The sequence below is a fragment of the Geodermatophilus sabuli genome (assembly GCF_010686765.1).
GTDB classification, from domain to species: Bacteria; Actinomycetota; Actinomycetes; order Mycobacteriales; family Geodermatophilaceae; genus Geodermatophilus; species Geodermatophilus sabuli_A.
The window spans coordinates 1-23,740 of record NZ_JAAGWF010000031.1; the positions used below are offsets into that span (position 1 = coordinate 1).

General features: G+C 73.6%; 25 protein-coding genes. 18 read left to right on the plus strand and 7 right to left on the minus strand.

Going from position 1 to position 23,740, the window contains the following annotated elements; all coding sequences use genetic code 11:
• The first annotated feature begins 84 nt into the window (after nt 1-84).
• From GCU56_RS22145 to qcrB, 3 genes are read left to right on the plus strand one after another with little or no spacing between them, the layout of a single operon-like run.
• Nucleotides 85-306 carry a hypothetical protein gene (locus GCU56_RS22145; RefSeq protein WP_239522733.1) on the plus strand — a complete coding sequence of 74 codons (222 nt, stop codon included), beginning with the start codon at nt 85-87 and terminating at the stop codon, nt 304-306.
• The gene (qcrA, locus tag GCU56_RS22150; RefSeq protein ID WP_163483975.1) at nt 303-1,415 is read left to right on the plus strand and encodes a cytochrome bc1 complex Rieske iron-sulfur subunit; all 1,113 of its coding nucleotides are present in this window, start codon (nt 303-305) and stop codon (nt 1,413-1,415) included. Before GCU56_RS22145 ends, qcrA begins: the two co-directional genes overlap by 4 nt.
• On the plus strand, nt 1,415-3,079 hold the full coding sequence (gene qcrB, locus GCU56_RS22155; RefSeq protein WP_163483973.1) for a cytochrome bc1 complex cytochrome b subunit: 1,665 nt from the start codon (nt 1,415-1,417) through the stop codon (nt 3,077-3,079). Before qcrA ends, qcrB begins: the two co-directional genes overlap by 1 nt.
• A gap of 564 nt (nt 3,080-3,643) precedes the next feature.
• Here the strand turns inward: qcrB and GCU56_RS22160 are convergent.
• Nucleotides 3,644-4,045, minus strand: a complete 402-nt coding sequence (locus tag GCU56_RS22160) for an aa3-type cytochrome oxidase subunit IV (RefSeq protein ID WP_163483972.1) — start codon at nt 4,043-4,045, stop codon at nt 3,644-3,646.
• A 45-nt stretch (nt 4,046-4,090) separates the two neighbouring features.
• Complete coding sequence (gene ctaC / locus GCU56_RS22165; RefSeq protein WP_163483970.1) at nt 4,091-4,960, minus strand: aa3-type cytochrome oxidase subunit II; 870 nt, start codon at nt 4,958-4,960, stop codon at nt 4,091-4,093.
• Between the two features lie 267 nt (nt 4,961-5,227).
• Here ctaC and GCU56_RS22170 point away from each other — a divergent pair, with 267 nt between their 5' ends.
• Genes GCU56_RS22170 through asnB form a run of 3 tightly spaced genes read left to right on the plus strand, consistent with a single transcriptional unit; the run spans nt 5,228 to nt 7,964 of the window.
• Nucleotides 5,228-5,593 (plus strand): metalloprotease, encoded by a 366-nt coding sequence (locus tag GCU56_RS22170; protein ID WP_163483968.1) that lies wholly within the window; start codon nt 5,228-5,230, stop codon nt 5,591-5,593.
• Nucleotides 5,583-5,957, plus strand: a complete 375-nt coding sequence (locus GCU56_RS22175) for a DUF3817 domain-containing protein (RefSeq protein WP_163483966.1) — start codon at nt 5,583-5,585, stop codon at nt 5,955-5,957. Before GCU56_RS22170 ends, GCU56_RS22175 begins: the two co-directional genes overlap by 11 nt.
• Before the next feature lie 57 nt (nt 5,958-6,014).
• A complete protein-coding gene (asnB, locus tag GCU56_RS22180) occupies nt 6,015-7,964 on the plus strand; it encodes an asparagine synthase (glutamine-hydrolyzing) (protein ID WP_163483964.1) in 1,950 nt (649 codons plus the stop codon).
• Between the two features lie 64 nt (nt 7,965-8,028).
• Here asnB and GCU56_RS22185 read toward each other — a convergent pair whose 3' ends face one another.
• A complete protein-coding gene (locus tag GCU56_RS22185; RefSeq protein ID WP_163483962.1) occupies nt 8,029-8,385 on the minus strand; it encodes a HesB/IscA family protein in 357 nt (118 codons plus the stop codon).
• Between the two features lie 143 nt (nt 8,386-8,528).
• On the opposite strand from GCU56_RS22185, the gene GCU56_RS22190 reads away from it, so the two are divergent.
• On the plus strand, nt 8,529-9,137 hold the full coding sequence (locus GCU56_RS22190; protein WP_163483960.1) for a DUF3043 domain-containing protein: 609 nt from the start codon (nt 8,529-8,531) through the stop codon (nt 9,135-9,137).
• 255 nt (nt 9,138-9,392) lie between these two features.
• On the plus strand, nt 9,393-10,193 hold the full coding sequence (locus tag GCU56_RS22195) for an aldo/keto reductase (RefSeq protein ID WP_345771986.1): 801 nt from the start codon (nt 9,393-9,395) through the stop codon (nt 10,191-10,193).
• A 49-nt stretch (nt 10,194-10,242) separates the two neighbouring features.
• On the opposite strand, the gene GCU56_RS22200 is transcribed toward GCU56_RS22195, so the two are convergent.
• Nucleotides 10,243-10,455: a hypothetical protein gene (locus GCU56_RS22200; protein ID WP_163483959.1), complete on the minus strand. Its 213-nt coding sequence runs from the start codon at nt 10,453-10,455 to the stop codon at nt 10,243-10,245.
• Between the two features lie 122 nt (nt 10,456-10,577).
• Between GCU56_RS22200 and GCU56_RS22205 the strand changes: the two genes are divergently transcribed.
• Genes GCU56_RS22205 through GCU56_RS22220 form a run of 4 tightly spaced genes read left to right on the plus strand, consistent with a single transcriptional unit; the run spans nt 10,578 to nt 12,865 of the window.
• Entirely contained in the window at nt 10,578-11,015 is a 438-nt protein-coding gene (locus GCU56_RS22205) for a phage holin family protein (RefSeq protein ID WP_163483957.1), read from the plus strand.
• Nucleotides 11,012-11,461 carry a DUF3618 domain-containing protein gene (locus tag GCU56_RS25430; protein WP_163483955.1) on the plus strand — a complete coding sequence of 150 codons (450 nt, stop codon included), beginning with the start codon at nt 11,012-11,014 and terminating at the stop codon, nt 11,459-11,461. Before GCU56_RS22205 ends, GCU56_RS25430 begins: the two co-directional genes overlap by 4 nt.
• Nucleotides 11,458-11,733, plus strand: a complete 276-nt coding sequence (locus GCU56_RS25435) for a DUF4235 domain-containing protein (RefSeq protein WP_163483953.1) — start codon at nt 11,458-11,460, stop codon at nt 11,731-11,733. The genes GCU56_RS25430 and GCU56_RS25435 overlap by 4 nt, the downstream gene beginning before the upstream one ends.
• Nucleotide 11,734: 1 nt before the next feature.
• The gene (locus tag GCU56_RS22220; RefSeq protein ID WP_163483951.1) at nt 11,735-12,865 is read left to right on the plus strand and encodes a YhjD/YihY/BrkB family envelope integrity protein; all 1,131 of its coding nucleotides are present in this window, start codon (nt 11,735-11,737) and stop codon (nt 12,863-12,865) included.
• Between the two features lie 4 nt (nt 12,866-12,869).
• On the opposite strand, the gene gcvT is transcribed toward GCU56_RS22220, so the two are convergent.
• Nucleotides 12,870-13,988, minus strand: a complete 1,119-nt coding sequence (gene gcvT / locus GCU56_RS22225; RefSeq protein ID WP_163483949.1) for a glycine cleavage system aminomethyltransferase GcvT — start codon at nt 13,986-13,988, stop codon at nt 12,870-12,872.
• A gap of 144 nt (nt 13,989-14,132) precedes the next feature.
• Here gcvT and GCU56_RS22230 point away from each other — a divergent pair, with 144 nt between their 5' ends.
• Nucleotides 14,133-15,644: a leucyl aminopeptidase gene (locus tag GCU56_RS22230; RefSeq protein WP_163483947.1), complete on the plus strand. Its 1,512-nt coding sequence runs from the start codon at nt 14,133-14,135 to the stop codon at nt 15,642-15,644.
• Between the two features lie 66 nt (nt 15,645-15,710).
• On the opposite strand, the gene GCU56_RS22235 is transcribed toward GCU56_RS22230, so the two are convergent.
• Nucleotides 15,711-16,037: an oxidoreductase gene (locus tag GCU56_RS22235; protein ID WP_163483945.1), complete on the minus strand. Its 327-nt coding sequence runs from the start codon at nt 16,035-16,037 to the stop codon at nt 15,711-15,713.
• A gap of 152 nt (nt 16,038-16,189) precedes the next feature.
• On the opposite strand from GCU56_RS22235, the gene lpdA reads away from it, so the two are divergent.
• From lpdA to GCU56_RS22250, 3 genes are all read left to right on the plus strand, one after another.
• A complete protein-coding gene (lpdA, locus tag GCU56_RS22240) occupies nt 16,190-17,569 on the plus strand; it encodes a dihydrolipoyl dehydrogenase (RefSeq protein ID WP_163483943.1) in 1,380 nt (459 codons plus the stop codon).
• Nucleotides 17,570-17,617: 48 nt separating this feature from the next.
• Nucleotides 17,618-19,501 (plus strand): 2-oxoglutarate dehydrogenase, E2 component, dihydrolipoamide succinyltransferase, encoded by a 1,884-nt coding sequence (gene sucB / locus GCU56_RS22245; protein WP_163483941.1) that lies wholly within the window; start codon nt 17,618-17,620, stop codon nt 19,499-19,501.
• Between the two features lie 76 nt (nt 19,502-19,577).
• Nucleotides 19,578-20,486 carry a TIGR01777 family oxidoreductase gene (locus tag GCU56_RS22250; protein ID WP_163483939.1) on the plus strand — a complete coding sequence of 303 codons (909 nt, stop codon included), beginning with the start codon at nt 19,578-19,580 and terminating at the stop codon, nt 20,484-20,486.
• A 2-nt stretch (nt 20,487-20,488) separates the two neighbouring features.
• Here the strand turns inward: GCU56_RS22250 and GCU56_RS22255 are convergent, their stop codons facing one another.
• Nucleotides 20,489-22,075: a serine/threonine-protein kinase gene (locus GCU56_RS22255; protein WP_163483937.1), complete on the minus strand. Its 1,587-nt coding sequence runs from the start codon at nt 22,073-22,075 to the stop codon at nt 20,489-20,491.
• 184 nt (nt 22,076-22,259) lie between these two features.
• Between GCU56_RS22255 and GCU56_RS22260 the strand changes: the two genes are divergently transcribed.
• Together GCU56_RS22260 and lipB are read left to right on the plus strand one after the other, a co-directional pair.
• The gene (locus GCU56_RS22260) at nt 22,260-22,994 is read left to right on the plus strand and encodes a Type 1 glutamine amidotransferase-like domain-containing protein (RefSeq protein ID WP_163483935.1); all 735 of its coding nucleotides are present in this window, start codon (nt 22,260-22,262) and stop codon (nt 22,992-22,994) included.
• A gap of 71 nt (nt 22,995-23,065) precedes the next feature.
• Nucleotides 23,066-23,731 carry a lipoyl(octanoyl) transferase LipB gene (gene lipB / locus GCU56_RS22265; RefSeq protein WP_163483933.1) on the plus strand — a complete coding sequence of 222 codons (666 nt, stop codon included), beginning with the start codon at nt 23,066-23,068 and terminating at the stop codon, nt 23,729-23,731.
• The last annotated feature ends 9 nt before the right edge of the window (nt 23,732-23,740 follow it).

A 23,740-nucleotide genomic window follows, 5' to 3' on the forward strand; every position in this document is an offset into this window, starting at 1 on the left:
TGTTCCGGCTCAACTGCGCCTCCTGCCACAACTTCGTCGGCCAGGGCGGTGCCCTCTCCTCGGGCAAGGCGGCGCCGTTTTTTGATGCTGACCGGCCCCGAGAACATGCCGGTGTTCGGGGACAACCAGCTCACCCCGGACGAGAAGCGCGCGATCATCAACTACGTGCAGACCATCGACAACCAGGCCGACCCCGGTGGCGCCGGCGTCGGCCGCATGGGACCCGTGGCCGAGGGCCTGGTCATCTGGGTCGTCGGCATCGGCGTCCTGCTGTTCGGGATCTTCTGGATGGGGAGCAAGGCGTGACCACCCGCGAGACCCGCCCCGGTTCGACCGGTGGCGCGGACGTCCCCGGCCCCCTCCACGGCGGCCCGGACGACGACTACACGCCCGAGCAGCTCGCGGCCATCTCCCGCGAGGACCTCGACCGCCTGGGCGCCGCCTACGACGGCGTGCAGATCCTGCACGTCGACCCGGGCCCCGAGCCGGGGTCCGCGGTCGAGCGGCGGGCCGTCCGCCAGGTCGGGCTCACCTTCGCCCTGGCCGGCCTCGCCGCCTTCGCCTTCATCGTGATCTACGTCGGCTCGGGCTGGTTCCTGCCCGACTGGCACTGGGAGATCACCGAGGGCGGTTGGAGCGCGCTGTTCACGCCGATGCTGGGCGCCCTGATGGGCCTCTCGCTGGTCCTCGTCGGCGTCGGTCTGGTGCTCTACACCAAGAAGCTGCTCCCGCACGAGACCGCGGTGCAGGACAAGCACGACGGTTCGCACTTCGACCGGGTCACCACCGGCGCCACCCTCGTGGGCGGCCTGCACAACAGCGGCCTGGCGCGGCGCAAGCTGATCACCCGTTCGCTGGTGTTCATGGGCGGCGGCCTCGGGCTGATGCTGATCATGCCGCTGGGCGGCCTCATCCGGAACCCGAACACCGGCGATCCGCTGGGCACCACCAACTGGGGCCCGGGGGTCCGCCTCGTCCGCGACGACGGCACCCCCATCCGGCCCGGCGACCAGCAGCCCGGCTCGCTGGAGACGGTGTTCCCGGCCGTCCCGGGCGGGAACCGGCAGGCCGACGCCGCCACGATGCTGATCCGGCTGCGGCCCGAGCAGGTCGCGGTCAACCGCCCCCGCGAGGGTCAGGACGACTTCGGCTACGGCGACTACGTCGCCTACTCGAAGATCTGCACGCACGCCGGGTGCCCGGTGTCGCTGTACGAGCAGGAGACCAGCCGGATCCTCTGCCCGTGCCACCAGTCGCAGTTCGACGTCACGCAGGGTGCCAAGCCGGTCTTCGGCCCGGCGACGCGGGCGCTACCGGAGCTGCCCATCACGGTCGACGACGAGGGCTACTTCGTCGCGCGCGACGACTACCCTGAGGCCGTGGGCCCCACCTACTGGAACCGGGAGCGCATCTGATGGCTCGTACCGCCACGGCGCCGGGTGTCCCGACCACGCTGCTGGGCAAGGCCGCGCTCGAGGTCGACGACCGCCTGATCGTCGCTGGACCGCTCCGCCGGACCCTGAACAAGGTCTTCCCCGACCACTGGTCGTTCCTGCTGGGCGAGATCGCGCTCTACGCGTTCGTCGTCCTGCTGCTGTCGGGCACGTACCTGACCTTCTTCTTCGACGCCTCGATGCGGGAGGTCGTGTACGAGGGCTCCTACGCGCCGCTGCGCGGCGTCGAGATGTCCGCGGCCTACGACTCCGCGCTGCAGCTGTCGTTCGACGTCCGCGGCGGCCTGTTCATGCGGCAGATCCACCACTGGGCGGCGCTGCTGTTCGTCGCCGCGATCGTGGTGCACCTGCTGCGCATCTTCTTCACCGGCGCCTTCCGGCGGCCGCGCGAGAGCAACTGGCTCATCGGTGTGGTCATGCTGGTGCTCGCGCTGCTCATGGGCGTCACCGGCTACTCGCTCCCCGACGACCTGCTCTCGGGCACCGGGCTCCGCATCATCAGCGCGATCCTGCTGTCGGTGCCGGTCATCGGCACCTGGGCACACTGGGCGGTCTTCAACGGCGACTTCGTCGGCGAGAACATCATCGGCCGGTTCTACATCGTGCACGTGCTGCTGATCCCGGCCATCCTGCTGGCACTCATCGCGGTGCACCTGCTGGTCCTGGTCAAGCAGAAGCACACCCAGTTCCCCGGCCCGGGCCGCACGGAGCACAACGTGGTCGGCAACCGGCTCTTCCCGGCCTTCGCCGGCAAGGCGACCGGCCTGTTCTTCATCGTGTTCGGTGTCTGCGCCGCCCTCGGCGGCCTCGTGCAGATCAACCCGGTGTGGCTCTGGGGCCCGTACAACCCGGCTCAGGTCTCCTCGGCCTCGCAGCCGGACTGGTACATCGGCTTCCTCGACGGGTCGACGCGCATCTTCCCGGCCTGGGACATCAACCTGCCGGGCGACTACACGATCCCGGCGCTCTTCTGGCCCACGGTCGTCGTCGCCGGCGCGATGTTCACCGTCCTCGCGCTGTACCCGATGATCGAGCGCAAGCTCACCGGCGACACCGCCTCGCACCACCTGCTGCAGCGGCCGCGGGACGTGCCGGTGCGGACGTCGCTCGGGGTCATGGCCCTGACGTTCTACGTCTGGCTGATGATCGCGGGCGGCAACGACGTCATCGCGGACAAGTTCGACATCAGCCTCAACGCGATGACCTGGGTCGGCCGGATCGGCGTGATCATCCTGCCGCCGATCGCCTACGTGCTCACCTACCGGATGTGCCTGGGCCTCCAGCAGCACGACCGCGAGGTGCTCGAGCACGGCATCGAGACCGGCGTCATCCGGCGCCTGCCGCACGGCGAGTTCATCGAGGTCCACCAGCCCCTGGGTGAGGTGGACGCGCACGGCCACGGCCAGCTCGCCTACGGCGGTGCTCCGGTGCCCAAGAAGATGAACCAGGTCGGCGGTGCTCGCCGGGCCATCCGGGGCTTCTTCAGCCCCATCGAGGAGCCGGCGCAGGTCGAGCTCGAGCAGCGCCGCGAGGAGCACGGCCCGGCGGCCGCGGAGTCCAGCCGGGAGCTCACCACCTCCGGTCGGCCTCAGGAGGGCGGGCGGCCGCAGGAGCCGCGCGACTGACCCACCTGGCAGCTCACCAGCAGGGCCCCCGACGGGATCCCGTCGGGGGCCCTGCTGCGTCCGGGGCACCGCTGCGCACGCGGGTGACCCCGGGTCGGACGCTGGGTGCGCCCGGGCCGCCACCGGCTCCGTTCCCCCGCGGTCGCTGGTCCTCGACCGCGGCGGGAGCCACGTGCGGACGCCGGGGGTGGTGTCGGCACCGACCGTGGCACGACCACCCGTGCGCGCGTCACCGGCCGGCTGGGCGGGCAGCAGGACGGCCTCACGCGGTGTCGCAGGGACGTCGGCGGGATGCGGGCCACCGCTCGTCCGGCGGAGGGAGCCTCGGCTCGACGCAGCACGCCCTCGTCCGGCCGAGCAGTCTCCCGTGGCCGGGTCCCACGAGGGGCGGCTGTGGGTGGGGAACCCGGCGCCGGCCGGGGCGTCGCCGCCGCAGCGGTACCCCGGAGCGCTCACCGGGGGCCGCCACACGCTGGAGGGGCCGCCCCGGCCCGCGGGACGTCACAGGGCCCCTCCTCGCGGCTGCGGGGAGGGGCCCTGTGGGGGAACGCGGAGGATCGCCGCTCAGCTGTGCGCGTTCTGCCCGACGTAGTACTCGAACAGCAGGCCACCGATGGTGACGAGCAGCGCGGCGCCGGCGATGAGGATCAGCCACGAGTAGAAGAAGGCCAGCGCCAGACCCATCAGCGCGGCCGACAGGGCGATGGCGAAGGGCCAGTAGCTCCCCGGGCTGAAGAAGCCGAGCTCACCTGAACCGTCGGCGATGTCGGCGTCCTTGCGGTCCTCCGGGCGGGCGTCGATGCGCCGCGAGACGAACCAGAAGAAGCCGCCGATGAGGAAGGTGAGTCCCCCCGACAGGACCAGCGCCGTGGTGCCGATCGGCTCACGGGACCAGATCCCGTAGACCGCGGCCATCACGATGCAGAAGACACCGATGATGTTGAAGATGAGCGCTTCGACCTTCACGGCCGTCCCTCCTCGTGCGTGGTTCCTGCTGCCCCGCCGGACCGGTCAGCCATCGGCGCGCTGGGCGTCGTCGACGAGGTCCCACGCCTGCGTGGACTGCGGGCCGCCCGGCTGGCCGATGCTCTCGAGGGCGGCGGCGGTGTCCAGGCCCGACTCGCGTGCCTCGAGGTAGTCCGCGTAGTCGTCCTGCGACACCGCCCGGACCTCGAAGTTCATGTAGGCGTGGTAGGTCCCGCAGAGCTCGGTGCAGCGTCCGACGAAGGCGCCCTCCTCGCGGACGGTCACCTCGAAGACGTTGTCCCGGCCGTTCTCGTTGCCGGGGATGACGTCGAGCTTGAAGAGGAACTCCGGCACCCAGAACGAGTGGATGACGTCCGCCGAGGCCACCTCGAACCGGACGACCTGGTCGGTGGGCAGGACGAGGATCGGGATCTCCTCGCTGGTGCCGATCGTGTCGACCGGCTGGCCGTCGTCCCCGGTGGTCTCCGGGTAGACGAACTGCCAGTTCCACTTGAAGGCGTTGACGGCGATGGTGACGTCGGGATCCTCGCTGCGGTCCTGGACCCGGTTCTGCACCACGACGGTGAAGAAGAACAGCCCGGCGATGATCAGGAACGGGATGATCGTGTAGACGATCTCCAGCGGCAGGTTGTACGCCGTCTGCTTGGGGAGCTCGTCCCCACGCTTCCGGTGCTTGACGACCGACCACAGGATCAGGGCCCACACCCCGATGCCGACGATCAGTGCCGCGATGACCGACCAGATCCACAGGTTGCGCATGTCGACGGCCTCGTCGGTGATGCCGTCGGGCCAGCCCCAGCGCCAGAACTCGTTGTTCGGGGTGCACCCGGTGAGGGCGACCACCCCCAGGAGACCGAGCGCGGGGACCCGCGCGAGCCTGCTGCCTCGAGCCACTGCTCGCTGCCTCCTCGTCCTCCGTCCGGACGTCCCGGACGGTCGTCCCGGCGGGCCGCCAGCCGGGGTTCGGCGAACGGCTCCCGTGCCGATCACAGTCTGCGGGGAGACTAGCCGACCCCGCATGGCGGCCGACCACCGGAGACGCACGACCGGCGGGTCGCGTGCCTGCACCGTCGGACGGCGGCGCGGGCGACGGTCCGCAGGCCGGTGAGACCCGCCACCGGCGGCCCCGGACCGACCGGGACGCCGGTTAGAGTCGAGGTCGTGATCTCCCGGCTGCTGACCCCCAGGTGGGTGCTGATGCACCTGCTCGTGGCGGCGCTGTTCGTCGCCACCTTCTTCCTGGGCTGGTGGCAGTTGAGCAAGGCCGAGGCCGGCGGCGGTGCGGTCAACTGGAGCTACGCGCTGCAGTGGCCGCTGTACGGGTTCATGGGCCTGTGGTTCTACGTGCGCATGTGCCGCGAGGAGCTGCACCGTGACCCCGACGAGGAGGAGCCGGGCAGCTCGCTGGTCCTGTACCAGCGGCCCCGGATCGACACGACCGGCGACCCGGAGCTGGCCGCGTACAACGCCTACCTGGCCGAGCTCAACGAGAAGGCCCTGGGCCGGCGGGGCACCAGTGGCGGCTGAACCGGCCGCGACCGCCCCGCGGCTGCCCCGGGCGCTCGCCCGACGGGTCGGCCAGGGCGTCCCCGCCGCGCTGACCCGCTACCGGGTGATGGCCTGGGTGGTCGGCGTCCTGCTGATCGCGCTGATCCTGGTCGCCGTCCCGCTGAAGTACGCGGCGGGACTCGACCAGCCCGTCGCCGTCATCGGCACGGCGCACGGCTGGCTGTACTTCATCTTCTTCCTCACCGCCTGCGACCTCGCGGTGCGCGCCCGCTGGACGCTCCGGGGCACGGTGCTCGTGCTCCTGGCCGGCACCGTGCCGATCCTGTCCTTCGTCGCCGAGCGGATCGCGACCCGCAAGACCCGCGCCGGCGAGCGCGTCTGACCCCGTCCCGGCTCCAGCAGCCGGGACACGAGCCGACACCCCGGAGACCTGCGCCTCATGTGCGGCCTGCTGGCCTACCTGTCCACCGACGCCGACCGGGTCGGCGTCGACCACGTCGACGGCGTGCAGTCCGCGCTGCACTGCCTGCACCACCGCGGCCCCGACGACACCGCGGTGTGGTCCGACGACCGCGCGGTCCTCGGCTTCAACCGGCTGTCGATCATCGACCTGGAAGGCAGCCCGCAGCCGCTGCCCTACGCCGGCGACCGGTACCGGATCCTGTTCAACGGCGAGATCTACAACTACCTGGAGCTCCGGGAGGCGCTCGCCGCCGCCGGCGCCGAGCTGAGCACCCACGGGGACACCGAGACGATCGTCGCCGGCTACCACCTGTGGGGCCAGGACGTCGTCCGCCGGCTGCGCGGGATGTTCTCCTTCGTCATCTGGGACACCGCCACGCGGACGGCGTTCGGCGCCCGCGACCCCTTCGGCATCAAGCCACTGTTCACCGCCCGGCTGGCCGACGGCGGCCTGGTCTTCAGCTCGGAGAAGAAGGCGGTCCTGGAGATGCTCGGCGGCAGCGCCGCCGCCGGCGGGGTCGACCCCGCCTCGCTCCAGCACTACCTGACGCTGCAGTACGTGCCCGAGCCGGCGACGCTGCACCGCGGCATCCGCCGGATCGAGAGCGGTACGAGCTTCACCGTGGTGGACGGCGAGCTGCACACCGCCCGCTACTTCCACCCGACCTTCCGGCCGCAGCCGGTGGCGGCCGGACGGGAGCAGGAGCTCTACGACCGGATCGCGGCGGCGCTGGACGAGTCCGTGGCCAAGCACATGCGCGCCGACGTCACCGTGGGGTCGTTCCTCTCCAGTGGCATCGACTCCACCGCGATCGCCGCGCTCGCGCACCGCTACAACCCGGACCTCATGACCTTCACGGTCGGGTTCGAGCGGGAGTCGACGTCGGAGGTCGACATCGCCGCGGAGTCGGCGGCGGCGCTCGGTGTGGCCCACGTGCCGGTCGTGATCACCGCGGAGCAGTTCGCCGAGGCCATCCCGGAGGTGGTCTGGTACCTCGACGACCCGGTCGCCGACCCCGCCCTCGTACCGCTGTACTTCGTGGCCCGCGAGGCGCGCAAGCACGTCAAGGTGGTGCTCTCCGGCGAGGGCGCGGACGAGCTGTTCGGCGGGTACACGATCTACCGCGAGCCGCTGAGCCTGGCCTGGGCCGAGCGGGTGCCGCCGTTCGGCAAGCGGGCGATGGCCGCCCTGTCCGAGCGGCTGCCCGAGGGGATGCGCGGCAAGGACCTGCTGCGCCGCGCGTCGATCCCCCTGGAGGAGCGCTACTACGGCAACGCGCGCAACTTCTCCGGTGCGGAGCTGGCCCGGCTGATGCGCGGCCACGACACCGACCTGTCGCACGTCACCGTGACCGAGGCCCTCTACCGGCAGACCCGCGAGGCCGGGTACGACGACGTCACGGCCATGCAGTACGTGGACCTGTTCACCTGGCTGCGCGGCGACATCCTGGTCAAGGCCGACAAGATGACGATGGCCAACTCGCTCGAGCTGCGGGTGCCCTTCCTGGACCCCGAGGTGTTCGCCCTCGCCAGCACCATCCCGCTGGACCAGCGCGTGCCGGTGGGCGGCTCGGGTGACCGGCAGAACGCCACCAAGTACGCGCTGCGCCGGGCGATGGAGCAGATCGTCCCGCCGTCGATCCTGCACCGGCGCAAGCTGGGCTTCCCCGTGCCGACGGCGGACTTCCTCGCCGGGCCGCTGCACGAGTGGGCGCGCGACATCGTGGCGGGCAGCCAGACCGACGAGTGGCTCGACCGCGACCACGTGCTGGGCCTGCTCGACCGGCTCCGGACGGCCGAGGTGCCGAGCAAGCGCATCGCCCGTCAGGTCTGGGAGGTGCTGGTCTTCATGGTGTGGCACGGCATCTTCGTCGAGGAGCGGATCAAGCCGGCGATCCCCGAGACCGTCTACCCCGTCCGGCTCTGACACGACAGCGCCCGGCTCCTCCGCGAGGAGGAGCCGGGCGCTGTGGTCGTGCGTCAGGCGAGGATCAGGAGAACGAGTCCCCGCAGGCGCACGAGCTGCCGGCGTTGGGGTTGTCGATCGTGAACCCCTGCTTCTCGATGGTGTCGACGAAGTCGATCACGGCACCGCCGAGGTAGGGGCCGCTCATGCGGTCGACGATGACCTCGACCCCACCGAACTCGTAGGTCTGGTCGCCGTCGAGGAACCGCTCGTCGAAGAAGAGCTGGTATCGCAACCCGGAGCAGCCGCCCGGCTGGACCGCGATGCGCAGCCGCAGGTCGTCGCGACCCTCCTGGTCCAGCAGCGCCTTGACCTTCGAGGCCGCGGGGTCGCTGAGCAGCACACCGGTGCTACCGGGGGCCGTGGTGTCCTGCACCGTCATGTTCTGTCCTCCCACATCCGAGGGCGTCCGCTGCGGCACTCCCTGCAGCGGGTGAACACCGCCGTGGCGGAGCCTGTTCCCAGTCTACGTCCCGGACCGGCGCGCGGGCCGGGACGGCGGGGCGCCCCCGTAGACTCGCCGCTGTGAAGCTCCGCCTGCCCGGGCGCCGGGACCGCGCCGAGACCGCGCCGGACGCCGGCACCGACGTGACCACCTCGCTGGTGAAGGCCGGCGGCAAGGGCCGGCCCACGCCGAAGCGGTACGAGGCCCAGGGCCGCCGTCCCGGGCCTCCCCCGCCGCCGCCGACCACCCGCAAGGAGGCCTACAAGCGGATGCGCGAGCAGCAGGCGGCCACGCGGGGCGCCGCGCGCGCGGGCGCCGTCCGCGGCGACGACAGCCACCTGCCGGTGCGCGACCGCGGGCCGGTCCGCAAGCTGGTGCGCGACACCGTCGACGCCCGCCGCAACGCCGGCAGCTTCTTCCTGGTGGTCGCCGCGCTGGTGCTCGTCGGCTACTTCGTGCCGGTCCCGGAGGTGCAGAGCTACACGGTGTTCCTCTGGTTCCTCTTCTTCCTGGTGATCATCGCCGACTCCGTCGTCCTGGGCCGGCGGATCAAGCGGAAGGTGCTCGAGCGCTTCCCCGACGACGACCACCGGATGCGTGGGCTGATCTGGTACGGCGTCAGCCGGTCCACGATGGTCCGGCGGTGGCGGTTCCCCAAGCCCGAGGTGGCACTGGGCGCCCAGGTCTGAGGGAGGACCCCGTCCTCCTCACCGCTCGCAGGCTCGCGGCGAGCCTCCGGGCGGGGCCGCTAGCGTCGGCCGGGTGGAATCCAGACGACTGGGCCGATCCGGCCTCACCATCTCCTCGATCGCGTACGGCAACTGGCTGACCCACGGCGGGCAGGTCGAGGAGGACGCCGCCCAGGCCTGCGTGCGGGCGGCGCTCGACGCGGCATCACCACCTTCGACACCGCCGACGTCTACGCCGGCACCCGGGCCGAGTCGGTGCTCGGCCGCGCGCTGGCCGGCCAGCGCCGCGAGGGCCTGGAGATCTTCACCAAGGTCTACTGGCCGACGGGGCCCGGGCACAACGACCGCGGACTGTCCCGCAAGCACGTCATGGAGAGCTGCACGGCGTCCCTCCGCCGGCTGCAGATCGACCACGTCGACCTCTACCAGGCGCACCGCTACGACCCCACGGTGCCGCTGGAGGAGACGATGACCGCCTTCGCCGACCTGGTGCGGGCCGGCAAGGCGCTCTACATCGGCGTCTCGGAGTGGCGCGCCGACGAGATCGCCGCCGGTGCCGCCCTGGCCCGCGACCTCGGCATCCAGCTGGTCAGCAACCAGCCGCAGTACTCGATGCTCTGGCGGGTGATCGAGGACGAGGTCGTGCCCACCTCCGAGAAGGAGGGGCTGTCGCAGATCGTGTTCTCCCCGATCGCCCAGGGCGTGCTCACCGGCAAGTACCTCCCCGGCCAGCAACCGCCCGCCGGGAGCCGCGCCACCGACCCCGAGGCCGGCCGGTTCATCCAGCGGTTCCTGCGGGACGACGTCCTCACCCGCGTGCAGCAGCTGCGCCCGATCGCCGACGATCTCGGCCTCTCGATGGCCCAGCTGGCGATCGCGTGGGTGCTGCAGAACGGCAACGTCGCCGCCGCGATCATCGGCGCCACCCGGCCCGAGCAGGTCCACGACAACGTCCAGGCGGCCGGCGTCACCCTCGGCGACGACGTCCTGGCCCGGATCGACGAGGTGCTCGGCGACGTCGTCGAGCGTGACCCGGCCAAGACCGCGCGCGGCTGAGGGGAGGTCCCCTGCCCCGCGCCGCGGGACGGGTGCAGGGGGCCCTCGCTCAGGTCGCGGCCAGGCCCATCGGGCCGTAGACCTTCCGCTCCCCCTCGAAGAGCGAGACCGTGGCGACGCCGCGCTCGAGCAGGTGCCGCCAGTTCTCGCCGAGCCACGACTCGGCGTCGCCCTGGTTGTCGGTCCGCGGGACCTCGACGCCCACCGCGGCGGGATCGACCTCCGCCCCCGAGGGGTCCTCCAGCCGCCAGTACCAGTCCATGGCGCGAGGCTAGTGACCTCCTCGCACCGGCCGTCCCCCGACTGTGACCTGGAGCTGGTTACCCCGGCGATCATCGGGGGCATGTGAGGTCATCGACCGTGCACGTGCCGACCGGAGGACCGATGACACACCCCACCGCGGGCGCGAGCCGCGCGACCGCTCCACCCCCCGCGACCGAGGACGCCTCGACCGGGCAGCTGATCGGTCAGCTCACCGAGCAGATCTCCCGGCTGGTCCGCGACGAGGCGCGCCTCGCGCAGGCGGAGGTCACCCAGAAGGCCAAGCGGCTCGGAGTCGGCGCCGGCCTGTTCGGCGGCGCCGGCCTGTTCGCCTTCTTCGGCCTGGCAGTGCTCATCGCCGCCGCCGTCCTGGCCCTGGCGCTGGCCGTGCCGGCCTGGCTCGCCGCGGTCATCGTGGCCGTCGTGCTGTTCGCCGTCGCCGGCGTCCTGGCGCTGGTGGGCAAGAAGGACGTCGACAAGGCGACACCGCCGCTGCCCACCGAGGCCATCGCGAGCACCAAGACCGACATCGCCACCGTGAAGGAGAGTGCCCGCCGGTGAGCACGCCCATCAGCTCCGGACCCGACGGCGCCGACAAGCCGGCGCCCAACGACCCCGACGCCATCAAGGCCGACATCGAGGCCACCCGCGCCCAGCTCGGCCGCACGGTCGACGAGCTGTCGCACCGCCTCGACGTGCCCTCGCGCGCCAAGGAGGGTGCGGCCCGCGCCAAGGACACCGCCGTGGAGACCTACCGCGAGAGCCCCCCGACGGTGATCGGTGCGGGAGCGGGCGTGGCCGGCCTCCTGGGCCTGCTCGTCTGGCGCAGCCGGACCAAGGACCGCCGGAAGGCCAAGCGCCAGGCGAAGCGGGATGCCAAGCGCGCGACCAAGGCCGTCGCCGCCCGGCGTGCCGCCGCGGAGAAGGCCGCCCGCAAGGCGACCCGGACGGCTGCGAAGAAGGCGAAGAAGGCCAAGGCCCGCCGGGTGTCGAGGAGGACGAAGTGAGCAGCAAGGGCGCCAAGCTCGCCTACCGGCCGATCGGCCTGCTCGGCGGTCTCCTCGCCGGCACCGTGTCCGGCGCCGTCTTCAAGCAGGTGTGGAAGCGCGTCGCGGACCAGGACGATGCACCCGACGCGCTGCAGAGCGAGTACCCGATGTACCAGGTGATCATCTCGGCCGCCCTGCAGGGCGCGATCTTCGCCGCCACCAAGGCGGCGATCGACCGGGCCGGTGCGCGTGGCTTCACCAAGCTGACCGGCACCTGGCCGGGCGACTGACGTGGCCGGGACCCGGCCCCGCGAGAGTGCCGTCGACCGGATCCGGGAGCGGGTCGAGGAGAAGGCAGCGCGACGGGCGGCCGCCAAGGCCGCCGCCGAGCGCGGTCCCGACCCCGACGCCGACCGTTCGCCGCCCGGGACGCCGTCGGAGGAGACGCTGCCGGGGGTCTCCGCGGAGAAGCCGACGGACATCCCCCTGCGCGGCTGGAAGCAGGTGGTCAAGCGGGCGTGGGCGGAGAACAAGGCCGACAACATGCCGATCATCGCCGGCGGGGTGGCCTTCTTCGCCTTCCTGGCCATCTTCCCGGCGTTGATCGCGGCCATCTCGATCTACGGCCTGGTGGCCTCTCCGGAGTCGGTCGCCGAGCAGATCGAGTCGCTGTCGGCGCAGCTGCCGGAGAGCGCCTCGGAGCTCATCGGCGACCAGCTCAACGCGATCGTCACCAACAGCGGCGGCGCGCTGACCGTGGGCCTGATCGTGTCGATCCTCGCCGCGCTGTGGAGCGCGTCCGGCGGCGTGGGCAACCTGATCACCGCCGTCAACCTGGCCTACGACGAGGTCGAGACCCGCGGCTTCGTGCGGATGAAGGCCACCTCGCTGGGCCTGACCCTGGGCGCGATCGTGTTCGTGCTGATCACCTTCGGTCTCGTCGCCATCGTCCCGGCGGTGCTGGAGGACCTCCCGCTCGGCGCCGTCGGCACGATCCTGGCGCAGGTGGTGCGGTGGCTGCTCCTGCTCGGCGTCTTCGCCGGTGCGCTCGCCGTCCTCTACCGGGTGGCCCCCGACCGCGACGCGCCGCAGCTGCGCTGGGTGAGTCTCGGCTCGATCGTCGTCACCGTCGTCTGGGCCGTGGTCAGCATCGGCTTCAGCTTCTACGTCGACAACTTCGGGTCCTACAACGAGACCTACGGCGCGATCGCCGGCGTCATCGTGCTGATGCTGTGGCTGTACCTCACCTGCTACCTGGTGCTGCTGGGCGCGGAGATCAACTCCGAGGCCGAGCACCAGACCGCCCGGGACACCACCGAGGGCGACCCCCAGCCGATGGGCCGGCGGGACGCCGTGGTCGCCGACTCCCTGCCCGACAAGCCGGAGCCGACCAAGGAGGACAAGGACCCGACGCGGAAGTAGGGCCTCAGCGCACGTGCGACGGGACGAAGGGCGGCCGCACCACCTCCACGGGCTGCGGCCGCCCGCGTACGTCGACGGTCAGCCGGCCGTCCTCGGGGTCGGCCGCGGCGGTGTCCAGCAGCGCGAGCGCGATGCCCGTGCGCAGGGTCGGTGAGAACGTGCCGCTGGTGACCTCGCCCACGCGGGCCCCGTCGGGGTCCAGCACCGCCATGCCGGGCCGCGGGATGCCCCGCCCGGAGACCCGCAGCCCCCGCAGCAACCGGGCCGGACCCGTCTCCCGTTCGGCCCGCAGGGCGTCCCGCCCCCAGAAGGCCGGCTTGTGCCAACCCACGGCCCACCCCACGCCGGCCTGCAGCGGGGTGATGTCCGGCGAGAGCTCGTGGCCGTGCAGTGGATAGCCCATCTCGGTGCGCAGCGTGTCCCGCGCGCCCAGCCCGCACAGCCGCAGCCCCTCGTCGCGGCCCACGTCGACGAGCACGTCCCACACCGCACCGGCCCGCTCCGCCGCGACCAGCAACTCGTAGCCGTGCTCCCCGGTGTAGCCGGTCCGGCAGACGGTCACCTCGGTGTCACCGCCTCCGGTGCCGGTCACGAAGGACAGGTGGGGCAGCTCGCCGGGCAGGCCGAGGAAGGCCAGCACCTGGGCCGACCGCGGCCCCTGGACCGCCAGGACGGCCACGTCGGCGTGCCGGTCGGTGACCGTCACCCCCGCGGGGGCGGCGTCAGCGAGCCGGGTCACGACGTCGGCGGCGTTGGCCGCGTTCGGCACCAGGAGCACGTCGTCGGGTCCGCGCAGGTAGACGAACAGGTCGTCGACGACGCCGCCGGCCCGTGGGTCGCCGTCGGGCAGGCAGACCAGCGTGTACTGCGCCCGGCCGGGGCCGATGCGGGACAGGTCGTTGGTCAGGCAGGAGTCGAGGAAGGCGGCGGCGCCGGTTCCGCGGACGGTCACCGTCCCCAGGTGGGAGACGTCGAACAGCCCGACGCCGGTCCGGACGGCGGCGTGCTCGGCCAGCACCCCTCCCCCGGCGTACTCCAGGGGCATCGACCACCCGGCGAACTCGGCCAGCTTGGCGCCGGCCGCGAGGTGCCGCTCGTGCAGCGGCGAGGTGCGCGCGGTCACGCCCTCACGCTATCGACGGCGGCGGCCTCCCTGCAGGTCGATCACCAGGTCGCGCCCGGTGACGGGCCCGGGCGGCCCCTCCGCAGGGGGCCACCGTGAGCCCGCGACCGGTGGGGGGCAGAGGGGTCCTCATAGGATCGAGCGGTGCCGACGACGATCACCGCCAGCGACCGCCCGCTCGAGAAGCTCTCCGCCGACGCCGTCGTCGTCGGGATCGGCACGGGCCCGACCGGCCTGCTGCGCACCCCCGGGGCCGAGGCGGTCGACCGCCTGCTCGGCGGCCGGCTGCTGCCGGCGCTGGCCGACCTGGGCGCACGCGGCGCCGAGGACGAGGTGACCCGGCTGTCCTCGCTCGGCCAGGGACCGTTCCCCGTCGTCGCCGCGGTGGGACTGGGCGCGCCGGACGCCGCCGGCGGTTACCCGGCCGAGGCCGTGCGCCGCGCCGCGGGGGCGGCCAGCCGCGCGCTGGCCGGCCGGGGGTCCGTCGTGAGCCTGCTCGCCGCGGTGGGCGGGGCCCCCGACGACCTCCGCCTGCACGCGGTGGGCGAGGGCAGCCTCCTGGGCGCCTACGAGTTCACCGCCTACAAGTCCGACCTGCCGGCCCACCGGCCGGTGCCGCCGCGGGAGTTCACGGTGGTCGTCCCCGACGCCGGCGACGCGCGGACCGCCCTCGCGCGTGCCCGCGCGGTGGCCGGCGCGGTGCACCTGGTCCGCGACCTGGTCAACACCCCGCCCAACGACCTCTTCCCGGCCGAGCTCGCCGACCGCGGTGCGGCGGCGGGGAAGAAGGCCGGCCTCAAGGTCGAGGTGCTCGACGAGGCGGCCCTGGCGGCCGGCAACTACGGCGGCATCCTGGCCGTCGGGGGCGGCTCGGCTCGCGGGCCGCGGCTGCTGCGCCTGACGTACTCGGGCAAGAAGGCGAAGAAGAAGATCGCGCTCGTCGGCAAGGGCATCACCTTCGACAGCGGCGGCCTGTCGATCAAGCCGGCGCTGAAGATGGAGGACATGAAGAGCGACATGGCCGGCGCGGCGGCCGTGATCGCCACCGTGTGCCTCGTCGCCGAGCTCGGCCTGCCGGTCGAGGTGACCGCCACCGTGCCGATCGCGGAGAACCTGCCCAGCGGCACCGCCTACCGCCCGGCGGACGTGGTGACCTTCCGCAACGGCAAGAAGGCCGAGATCACCAACACCGACGCCGAGGGCCGCGTGGTCCTGGCCGACGCCCTGGCTCGCGCCGCCGAGGACGGCCCCGACTACCTGCTGGAGACGGCGACGCTCACCGGCGCGCAGCTGGTGGCGCTCGGCTCCCGCACCGCCGGCGTCATGGGCAGTGACGACCTCCGGGACGCCGTCGTGGCCGCGAGCCGGCGCAGCGGCGAGTCGATGTGGGCCATGCCCATGCCGGCGGAGCTGCGGCAGGGACTGGACTCCCCCATCGCCGACCTGGTCAACGCCAACGCCGACCGGATGGGCGGGATGCTCGTCGGGGCGCACTTCCTCGCCGAGTTCGTGCCGGCCGGCCTGCCGTGGGCGCACATCGACATCGCCGGCCCGAGCTACAACACCGGGGCACCGTGGGGCTACACCCCCAAGGGCGGCACCGGTGTGCCGGTGCGGACCCTGCTGGCGACGATCGAGGACCTCATCGCCGCCTGACGTGCCGGAGCGGCCCTGTCCGGAGGCTCGCCCCGAGCGTGCGAGGGGTGAGAGGGACGGGGTCCTTCATCTGTGGTCTTTCGACCAGTCCCGCATCCGCTGCGGATAGCCGGTGACCTGCGCGTCGTACACCGGGACGCCGAGGTCCCGGGACAGCCGGCGCGCGGTGTCCGGCCCGTCGATGCGGCGGCGGGTCCACTCACCGTCGGCCGCGACGAGCACGATCGTGGTCTCGGTGACGGCGGTGCGCGGCTCGACGAAGCCCTCGACGCCGCGGCGGCTGGCGACGAACTGCTCCAGGTGGGCCAGGTCGGCGCGACCGGCCCCGCGGTCGAGGGTGGCGCGCCCGTCGCCGTCCGCGGTCCCGCGCCGCCGTCGTCGCCACAGCCCCATGTCCGCTCCCGTCCCCGCCGGCCACCATCGGGTCGCGGCGTCCGCGCTGGAAACGGCGCTCCGGGCCACGCCGTTCCCGGAGTGGCAGGATGGGCGCGGACGTTCACCCGACCGCGTGAGCGGGGCGGGACCACTGCACCAGAGGAGCACTCGTGAGCGCACCCACCTCGCCCGCCGACCTGGTCATCCTCGGTGGTGGCTCGGGTGGCTACGCCGCCGCACTGCGCGGGGCCGAACTCGGCCTGTCGGTCGTGCTGATCGAGCGCGACAAGGTCGGCGGCACCTGTCTGCACCGCGGCTGCATCCCCACCAAGGCCCTGCTGCACAGCGGTGAGGTCGCCGACAGCGCCCGCGAGGGCGAGCAGTTCGGCGTCAAGACGTCCCTGGCCGGGATCGACATGGACGGCGTCAACGCCTACAAGGACGGCGTCGTCTCCCGGCTCTACAAGGGCCTGCAGGGCCTGATCAAGAGCCGCAAGATCAACTACGTGGAGGGGGAGGGCCGGCTGGTCTCCCCCACCGCCGTCGAGGTGGACGGGCAGCGGTACGAGGGCAAGCACGTCCTGCTGGCCACCGGCTCCTACGCCCGCAGCCTGCCCGGCATCGAGGTCGACGGCACCAAGGTCATCACCAGTGACCACGCGCTGAACCTCGACCGGGTACCGGCCTCGGCGATCATCCTCGGTGGCGGCGTCATCGGGTGCGAGTTCGCCAGCGCCTGGAAGTCCTTCGGTGTCGACGTCACCATCGTCGAGGCGCTGCCGCACCTGGTCCCGCTCGAGGACGAGTCCTCCTCCAAGCTCCTGGAGCGTGCCTTCCGCCGCCGGAAGATCGACTTCTCGCTGGGCAGCCGGGTCTCCGGCGTCCAGACCACGGAGAACGGCGTCACGGTCTCGCTGGAGAACGGCAAGGACTTCGAGGCGGAGCTGGTGCTGGTCGCCGTCGGTCGCGGGCCGGTGAGCCAGGGCCTCGGCTACGAGGAGGCCGGCGTCGCCATGGAGCGCGGCTACGTCCTCGTCGACGAGTACTGCCGCACCAACGTGCCGACGATCTCCGCCGTCGGCGACCTGATCCCGACCCTGCAGCTGGCCCACGTCGGGTTCGGCGAGGGCATCCTCGTCGCCGAGCGGCTGGCCGGGCTCAAGCCGGCACCGATCGACTACGCCGGCGTCCCGCGGATCACCTACTCGGAGCCCGAGGTCGCCTCCGTCGGCCTCACCGAGGCGCAGGCCAAGGAGCGGTACGGGGAGGTCAAGACCCTCGTCTACGACCTCGGCGGCAACGGTCGCAGCCAGATCCTGAAGACCGCCGGGGCGGTGAAGCTGGTCCAGGCCGTCGACGGTCCCGTCGTGGGCGTGCACATGGTCGGCAGCCGGGTCGGGGAGCTCATCGCCGAGGCGCAGCTGATCTACAACTGGGAGGCCGAGGCCGACGACGTCGCGAGCCTCATCCACCCGCACCCCACCCAGAGCGAGGCCCTCGGCGAGGCGCACCTCGCGCTGGCCGGCAAGCCCCTGCACGTGCACGGCTGATCTCGCACCACCCTCACCCACCCCGCGCCACGAAGGAGTCCTGCCCCGATGCCGACGTCCGTCACCATGCCCGCCCTGGGCGAGAGCGTCACCGAGGGCACGGTCACCCGCTGGCTCAAGCAGGAGGGTGAGCAGGTCGAGGCCGACGAGCCCCTCCTCGAGGTGTCGACCGACAAGGTCGACACCGAGATCCCGTCGCCGGCCGCCGGCGTGCTGACCAAGATCCTGGTCTCGGAGGACGAGACCGTCGAGGTCGGCGCCGAGCTCGCGGTGATCGGTGGGGACGGCGACGGCGGTGGGGCCGCCTCGCCCCCGGCCTCGGCCGAGGACGCGGACACGGCGCAGACCCCCGACCAGCAGGTCGAGGACGCGAGCCCCGAGCCGCAGGAGGAGCCGGCTGCGCAGGAGCAGCCGGCCGCGGCACCCGCCTCTGCCGGGAGCGACTCGGACGGCGGGTCCGGCGGCGGATCCGGCGGTGGCGAGGGCACCCCGGTGACCATGCCGGCGCTGGGCGAGAGCGTGACCGAGGGGACGGTCACCCGGTGGCTGAAGTCCGTCGGCGACGAGGTGTCCGCCGACGAGCCGCTGCTCGAGGTCTCCACCGACAAGGTCGACACCGAGATCCCCTCGCCGGTCAGCGGCACCCTCCTCGAGATCACCGTCAACGAGGACGAGACGGTCGACGTCGGCGCCCAGCTCGCCGTCATCGGCAGCGGTGCCGGCGGTGGCGCGGCCCCGGCCGCTCCCCAGCAGGAGGCGCCGGAGCAGGCAGCCCCGGAGCAGGAGGCACCCGCCGAGGAGCCGCCGCAGGCCGCCCCGGAGGCGAAGCCCGCCGCGACGGCGACCACCCAGCCCGGTGGCGACTACGGCGCGAGCGGCGCCCAGCCCGCCACCTCGCCGACGTCCGCGCCGCCGCCCCAGGTCGCTCCGCAGGCGCCGGCCGCGCAGCAGCCGTCCGGCGACGGTCAGGGCGACGGCGGCGGCAGCTACGTGACCCCGCTGGTGCGCCGGCTGGCCGCCGACCACGGCGTCGACCTCGGCTCCGTGACCGGTACCGGCGTCGGCGGCCGGATCCGCAAGCAGGACGTGCTCGCGGCGGCGGAGAAGGCGGCACAGCCCGCGCCGGCGCCCGCCCCGGCGGCCGCTTCGTCCGGTTCGGGGCGGACGGCGCCCCGGCCCTCCCCGGCGGCCATGCCCGACACCTCGCTGCGGGGCCGCACCGAGAAGCTCTCCCGGCTGCGCACCGTCATCGCCCGCCGCATGGTGGAGTCGCTGGCGGTCAGCGCGCAGCTGACCACGGTCGTCGAGGCGGACGTGACGGCGATCGCGCGGCTGCGGGACCGGGCGAAGAAGGACTTCGAGGCCCGCGAGGGCGTCAAGCTGTCCTTCCTCCCGTTCTTCGCCAAGGCGGCGGTCGAGGCCCTCAAGGCCCACCCGGCGGTCAACTCCTCGATCGACCTCGAGGCCGGGACGGTGACCTACCACGACAGCGAGAACCTCGGCGTCGCGGTGGACACCGACCGCGGCCTGCTGGTGCCGGTCATCCGGGACGCCGGCGACCTCAGCCTCGGCGGGATCGCCCGCAAGATCGCCGACCTGGCCGAGCGCACCCGGACCAACAAGGTCACGCCGGACGAACTCGGCGGTGGCACGTTCACGCTGACCAACACCGGCAGCCGTGGGGCGCTGTTCGACACGCCGATCATCAACCAGCCCCAGGTCGCCATCCTGGGCACCGGCACGGTCGTCAAGCGTCCGGTCGTCGTCCAGGACGCGGACCTCGGCGAGGTCATCGCCGTGCGGTCGATGGTCTACCTGGCCCTCACCTACGACCACCGCATCGTCGACGGCGCCGACGCCGCCCGCTTCCTCACCACCGTGCGGGAGCGCCTGGAGGCCGGCCAGTTCCACGGCGAGGTCGGCCTCGCCTGAGGTCCCCCGGTCGGGCCCCGGCGACGAGCCGGGGCCCGACTGCATCCCGCTGCCCCGGGGGGACCGAAGGAGGAGCATGAGGATCGCGGTCACGGGCTCGTCCGGGCTCATCGGCTCACGGCTGGTGCCGGCTCTGCGCGCCGACGGCCACGACGTGCTGCGACTGGTCCGGCGCACGCCGCGCACGGCCGACGAGCACCGCTGGGACCCCCAGCACCGGCGGATCGACCCGGCGTTGCTGCGCGACGTCGACGCGGTGGTCAACCTGGCGGGCACGCCGATCCGGCCGCGGCCCTGGACCGCCGCCTACAAGGACCGGTTGAGGACCAGCCGGCTGGACAGCACGCTCACGGTGAGCCAGGCCCTGGCCGACGCCGCGGCGGAGGACCCGGGGCGCCCGCGAGTGCTGCTGTCGGCCTCCGGGGTGGGTTTCTACGGCGACACCGGCGACCGCCCCGTCGAGGAGGACGCCGCCCCGGGCAGCGACTTCCTCGCCCGGTTGTGCGTCGAGTGGGAGGGGGCCACCGCGGCCGCGGCCGATGCCGGCGTCCGGGTGGCGCAGCTGCGGACGGGGCTCGTCGTGGGACGCGGGGCACCGCTCATGCAGATCCTCGGCCTGGTGTTCCGGCTGGGTCTGGGCGGGCGGATGGGCCCGGGGCGGCAGTACTGGCCCTGGATCAGCCTCGACGACGAGGTGGGCGCGATCCGGTTCCTGTTGACCGCGGACGTGTCGGGTCCGGTGAACCTCACCGGACCGGCGCCGGTGACCAACGCCGAGTTCACCCGCCGGCTGGGTCAGGTCGTCCACCGGCCGGCCGTCCTCCCGGTTCCCGCCTTCGCGCTGTCGCTGGCCCTCGGCGAGTTCGGCCGCACGGGCGTGCTGGCCGGCCAGCGAGCGCTCCCCGCCCGGCTGGGAGCCGCCGGGTACGAGTGGACGCACCCGGAACTCGAGTCCGCGCTCCAGGCGGCGCTCGTCCGCGGCTGAGGTCATCCCACCCGCTCCGCTGCGTCCAGGAGCCACGCCTGCCCCGACCCGACCAACGTCAGTCGCACCCGCGCGGTGCCGCGCGCCTCGACCGTCCGCAGTGCCGGTCCGTCCGGGTCCGCCGCCGCGACGACCTCGTACGCGGGCCAGGTGTCGGTCACCGCCAGCGTGACCCGGCCCTCGCTCGCGCCGCCGTCGAGGACCGCCACCTCCTCCACGACCGGGGCGAACCCGCGCAGGTCCTCACCGGCGGCCACGAGGGAGGCGACGGTCCCCCGGTCGGAGCTCAGCAACGGGCTGCCGGCGGTGTGGACGTCGTCCAGGCGGTCGGTACCGCCGGGTCGAAGCGCCTCGGCGCGGCGGGCGTAGAGCCCGGTCAGCACGGCCCGCCACCACTGCGGCGAGTCGACGGCCGCTCCCGCCTGCTGCTCCGGGGGCTCGGGTCGCCCGGGCGGGGACGGTACCGACGTCCGGGTGGAGCTGGCGGCGCGGTCGGCCAGCCCGGCGGCCGGCGGGTCGCCCCAGCGCCCCCCGAGCCACACGACCGTGGCGAGGAGACCGAGCGCCACCACCACGGCGGCGGAGCGACGGAGCACCGGGCCCGCGGCGAGGACCCGCTCCCGGACCGGCCGGGCGATCGGCTCGTCCGGCGCCGGCCGGTGACGGCCCGGGACCTGGTGGGTCAGCTCGGTGCGCGGGCCGTGCCCGGTACGCCCGAGGTCCTCGTCGGGCACCCCGTGGAGCGGGAGGCGGACGGGCTCGGGCCGGCAGGCGTGCCGGAGGTCCAGGGCGAACGCGGCGGCCGACCCCCGCTCGTGCGGATGGGGCGACAGCCCGCGGGCGATGACGGCCAGCAGCTCGTCCGGCGCCCCGGAGGCGAGTTCGGCGAGGTCGGGGAGGCTGCCCTCGGCGGCGACCCGCAGGACGTCGGCCGGGGTGGCACCGTTCCACGGAGGCACACCGGTGAGGGCGTGGAAGGCCGCTGCCGCCAGCCCGAAGACGTCGGAGGCCGGCCCCGGGGCGCCGCCGCGGGCGACGGTCGGGTCGACGTAGGCCGGCGTCACCTCGCCGGCGGCGTCCTCGCCGAGCACGCGGGCCACGCCGAGGTCGGTGAGGACCGGCCGGCCCTCGGCCGTGAAGACCACGTTGCCGGGCGAGAGGTCGCCGTGCACGACCCCGCGGTCGTGCGCATGGGCGAGCGCGGCCGCCACGGGGGCGATCGCGGTGACCACCTCACCCGGCCGCAACCGGCCCCGCCGGGCCAGCAGCGCGGCGAGGCTGCCGCCCGGCAGCAGGTCCAGCACGAGGGCCACCCGGGGCGGTCGGCCGCGACGGGGCTGGTGCACCACCTCGACCAGCCGCACGAGGTGGGGATGGTCCAGCTCCCCGAGCAACGCCGCCTCGCGGGCCTGACGCTCGGCATCACCGGCGACGAGCACCTTGACCGCCACGGGAGCCCCGCCGGCCCGCGGCACGGCCCGCCACACCTCGCCCGACCCGCCCCGGCCCAGCAGCTCCTCCAACCGGTACCCCGGCACGACCGGCGGGCGGAGGGGCTCCCGGGGGCCGGGGGGCTGGGTCGACGGCATGGGTCGGGACCGTAGGCGGCCCGGCCCGGTCACCGCCCCGGTCGTCCACAGGCGCACCCGTCGTCCACAGTCCGGGTGCCGGACGGGTGCCAGCCCGCCCCGCCGCCTAGGTTCGGGGCATGCCCTCCCCCGCCCGGGCCGACCTCCCGGGCCACCAGCCCGACCCACGAGGAGCTGCCTGACCGTGACCGCCACCGCGCCGACCATCGTGGCGACCAGCATCGGTTTCGACTCCCGCGGCCGAGGGCCCTACGACTGGGCACCCGGTCCGGTCTTCGACCTCGCGTTCGACCTGGCGGGGGCGCCCGTCCGCCCACGGCTCTGCTACCTCGGCACCGCGACGGGGGACGACCCGGCGCGGCTGGCCGGCGTCTACGGCGCCTTCGCCGGCAGCGACGTCCAGGTGAGCCACCTGAGCCTGTTCACGATGCCCACGGTGCCCGACGTGCGCGCCCACCTGCTGGCGCAGGACGTCGTCTGGGTGGGTGGGGGCAGCGTGGCCAACCTGCTGGCGGTGTGGCGGGTGCACGGCCTCGACGAGGTGTTCCGGGAGGTGTGGGAGGCCGGGGTGGTCCTGGGCGGGGTCTCCGCGGGGTCGCTGTGCTGGCACGTCGGCGGCACCACCGACTCCTACGGACCCGACCTGCGCCCGGTCACCAACGGCCTCGGCCTGATCCCGACGTCCAACGGCGTGCACTACGACTCCGAGGAGCAGCGCCGCCCGCTGTACCACCAGCTGGTGGCCGACGGCACGCTCCCCGCCGGGCACGCCACCGACGACGGCGTGGGCCTGGTCTACCGCGGGACCGAGCTGGTGGAGGCGGTCGCCGACCGGCCGGGCAAGGCCGCCTACCGCGTCGAGCCCTGGCCCGAGGGCACCGCGGTGGAGACCCGCATCGAGCCCCGGCGGCTGCGCTGAGGCCCCGTCCCGGGTCCCGCCCGAGCTGGGGAGGATGGGGAGGACGGGGTCCTCTCACTAGGCTGGACCCCGTGAGCGAGCTCCAGGTGGTCCGGGCGGGCACCGTCGACTACGAGGAGGCCTGGGCGCGGCAGCGGGAGCTGCACGCGGCCCGGGTCGCGGGAACCGGACCGGACACCCTGCTGCTGCTCGAGCACCCCTCGGTCTACACCGCTGGGCGGCGCACCGAGGCGCACGAGCGGCCGCAGGACGGCACGCCGGTCGTGGACGTCGACCGCGGCGGCAAGATCACCTGGCACGGGCCCGGCCAGCTGGTCGGCTACCCGATCGTCGGGCTGCCCGACCCGGTCGACGTCGTCGCGCACGTCCGTCGGCTGGAGGACGCGCTCATGGCGGTCTGCGCCGGCTTCGGCGTCGACACCGTGCGCGTCGAGGGCCGCAGCGGCGTCTGGCTGACCGCCGACGTACCGGGGCCGGGCAGCCGGTTGCGTCCCGAGCGGAAGATCGCCGCCATCGGGGTGCGGGTCGCGCGGGGGGTCGCCATGCACGGGTTCGCCCTCAACTGCGATCCCGACCTCGGCGCCTTCGGCGCGATCGTCCCGTGCGGGATCGCCGACGCCGGGGTCACCTCCCTGTCGGCCGAGCTCGGCCGCGACGTCACCGTCGGCGAGGCCATCGACGCCGTCGAGGCCGCGATGCGCGACGTCCTCACCGCGGCGCACACCGTCCCGGCCTGACGGCCGCCG

Bases quoted from the DNA above. Each gene is read 5' to 3' on its own strand.
- GCU56_RS22145 (WP_239522733.1), top strand. From the start codon at position 85: ATGCTGACCGGCCCCGAGAACATGCCGGTGTTCGGGGACAACCAGCTC.
- asnB (WP_163483964.1), top strand. From the start codon at position 6,015: ATGTGCGGCCTGCTGGCCTACCTGTCCACCGACGCCGACCGGGTCGGC.
- GCU56_RS22185 (WP_163483962.1), bottom strand. From the start codon at position 8,385: ATGACGGTGCAGGACACCACGGCCCCCGGTAGCACCGGTGTGCTGCTC.
- GCU56_RS22250 (WP_163483939.1), top strand. From the start codon at position 19,578: ATGAGGATCGCGGTCACGGGCTCGTCCGGGCTCATCGGCTCACGGCTG.
- GCU56_RS22235 (WP_163483945.1), bottom strand. From the start codon at position 16,037: ATGGGGCTGTGGCGACGACGGCGGCGCGGGACCGCGGACGGCGACGGG.
- qcrB (WP_163483973.1), top strand. From the start codon at position 1,415: ATGGCTCGTACCGCCACGGCGCCGGGTGTCCCGACCACGCTGCTGGGC.
- GCU56_RS22255 (WP_163483937.1), bottom strand. From the start codon at position 22,075: ATGCCGTCGACCCAGCCCCCCGGCCCCCGGGAGCCCCTCCGCCCGCCG.
- GCU56_RS22205 (WP_163483957.1), top strand. From the start codon at position 10,578: ATGACACACCCCACCGCGGGCGCGAGCCGCGCGACCGCTCCACCCCCC.
- sucB (WP_163483941.1), top strand. From the start codon at position 17,618: ATGCCGACGTCCGTCACCATGCCCGCCCTGGGCGAGAGCGTCACCGAG.
- GCU56_RS22200 (WP_163483959.1), bottom strand. From the start codon at position 10,455: ATGGACTGGTACTGGCGGCTGGAGGACCCCTCGGGGGCGGAGGTCGAT.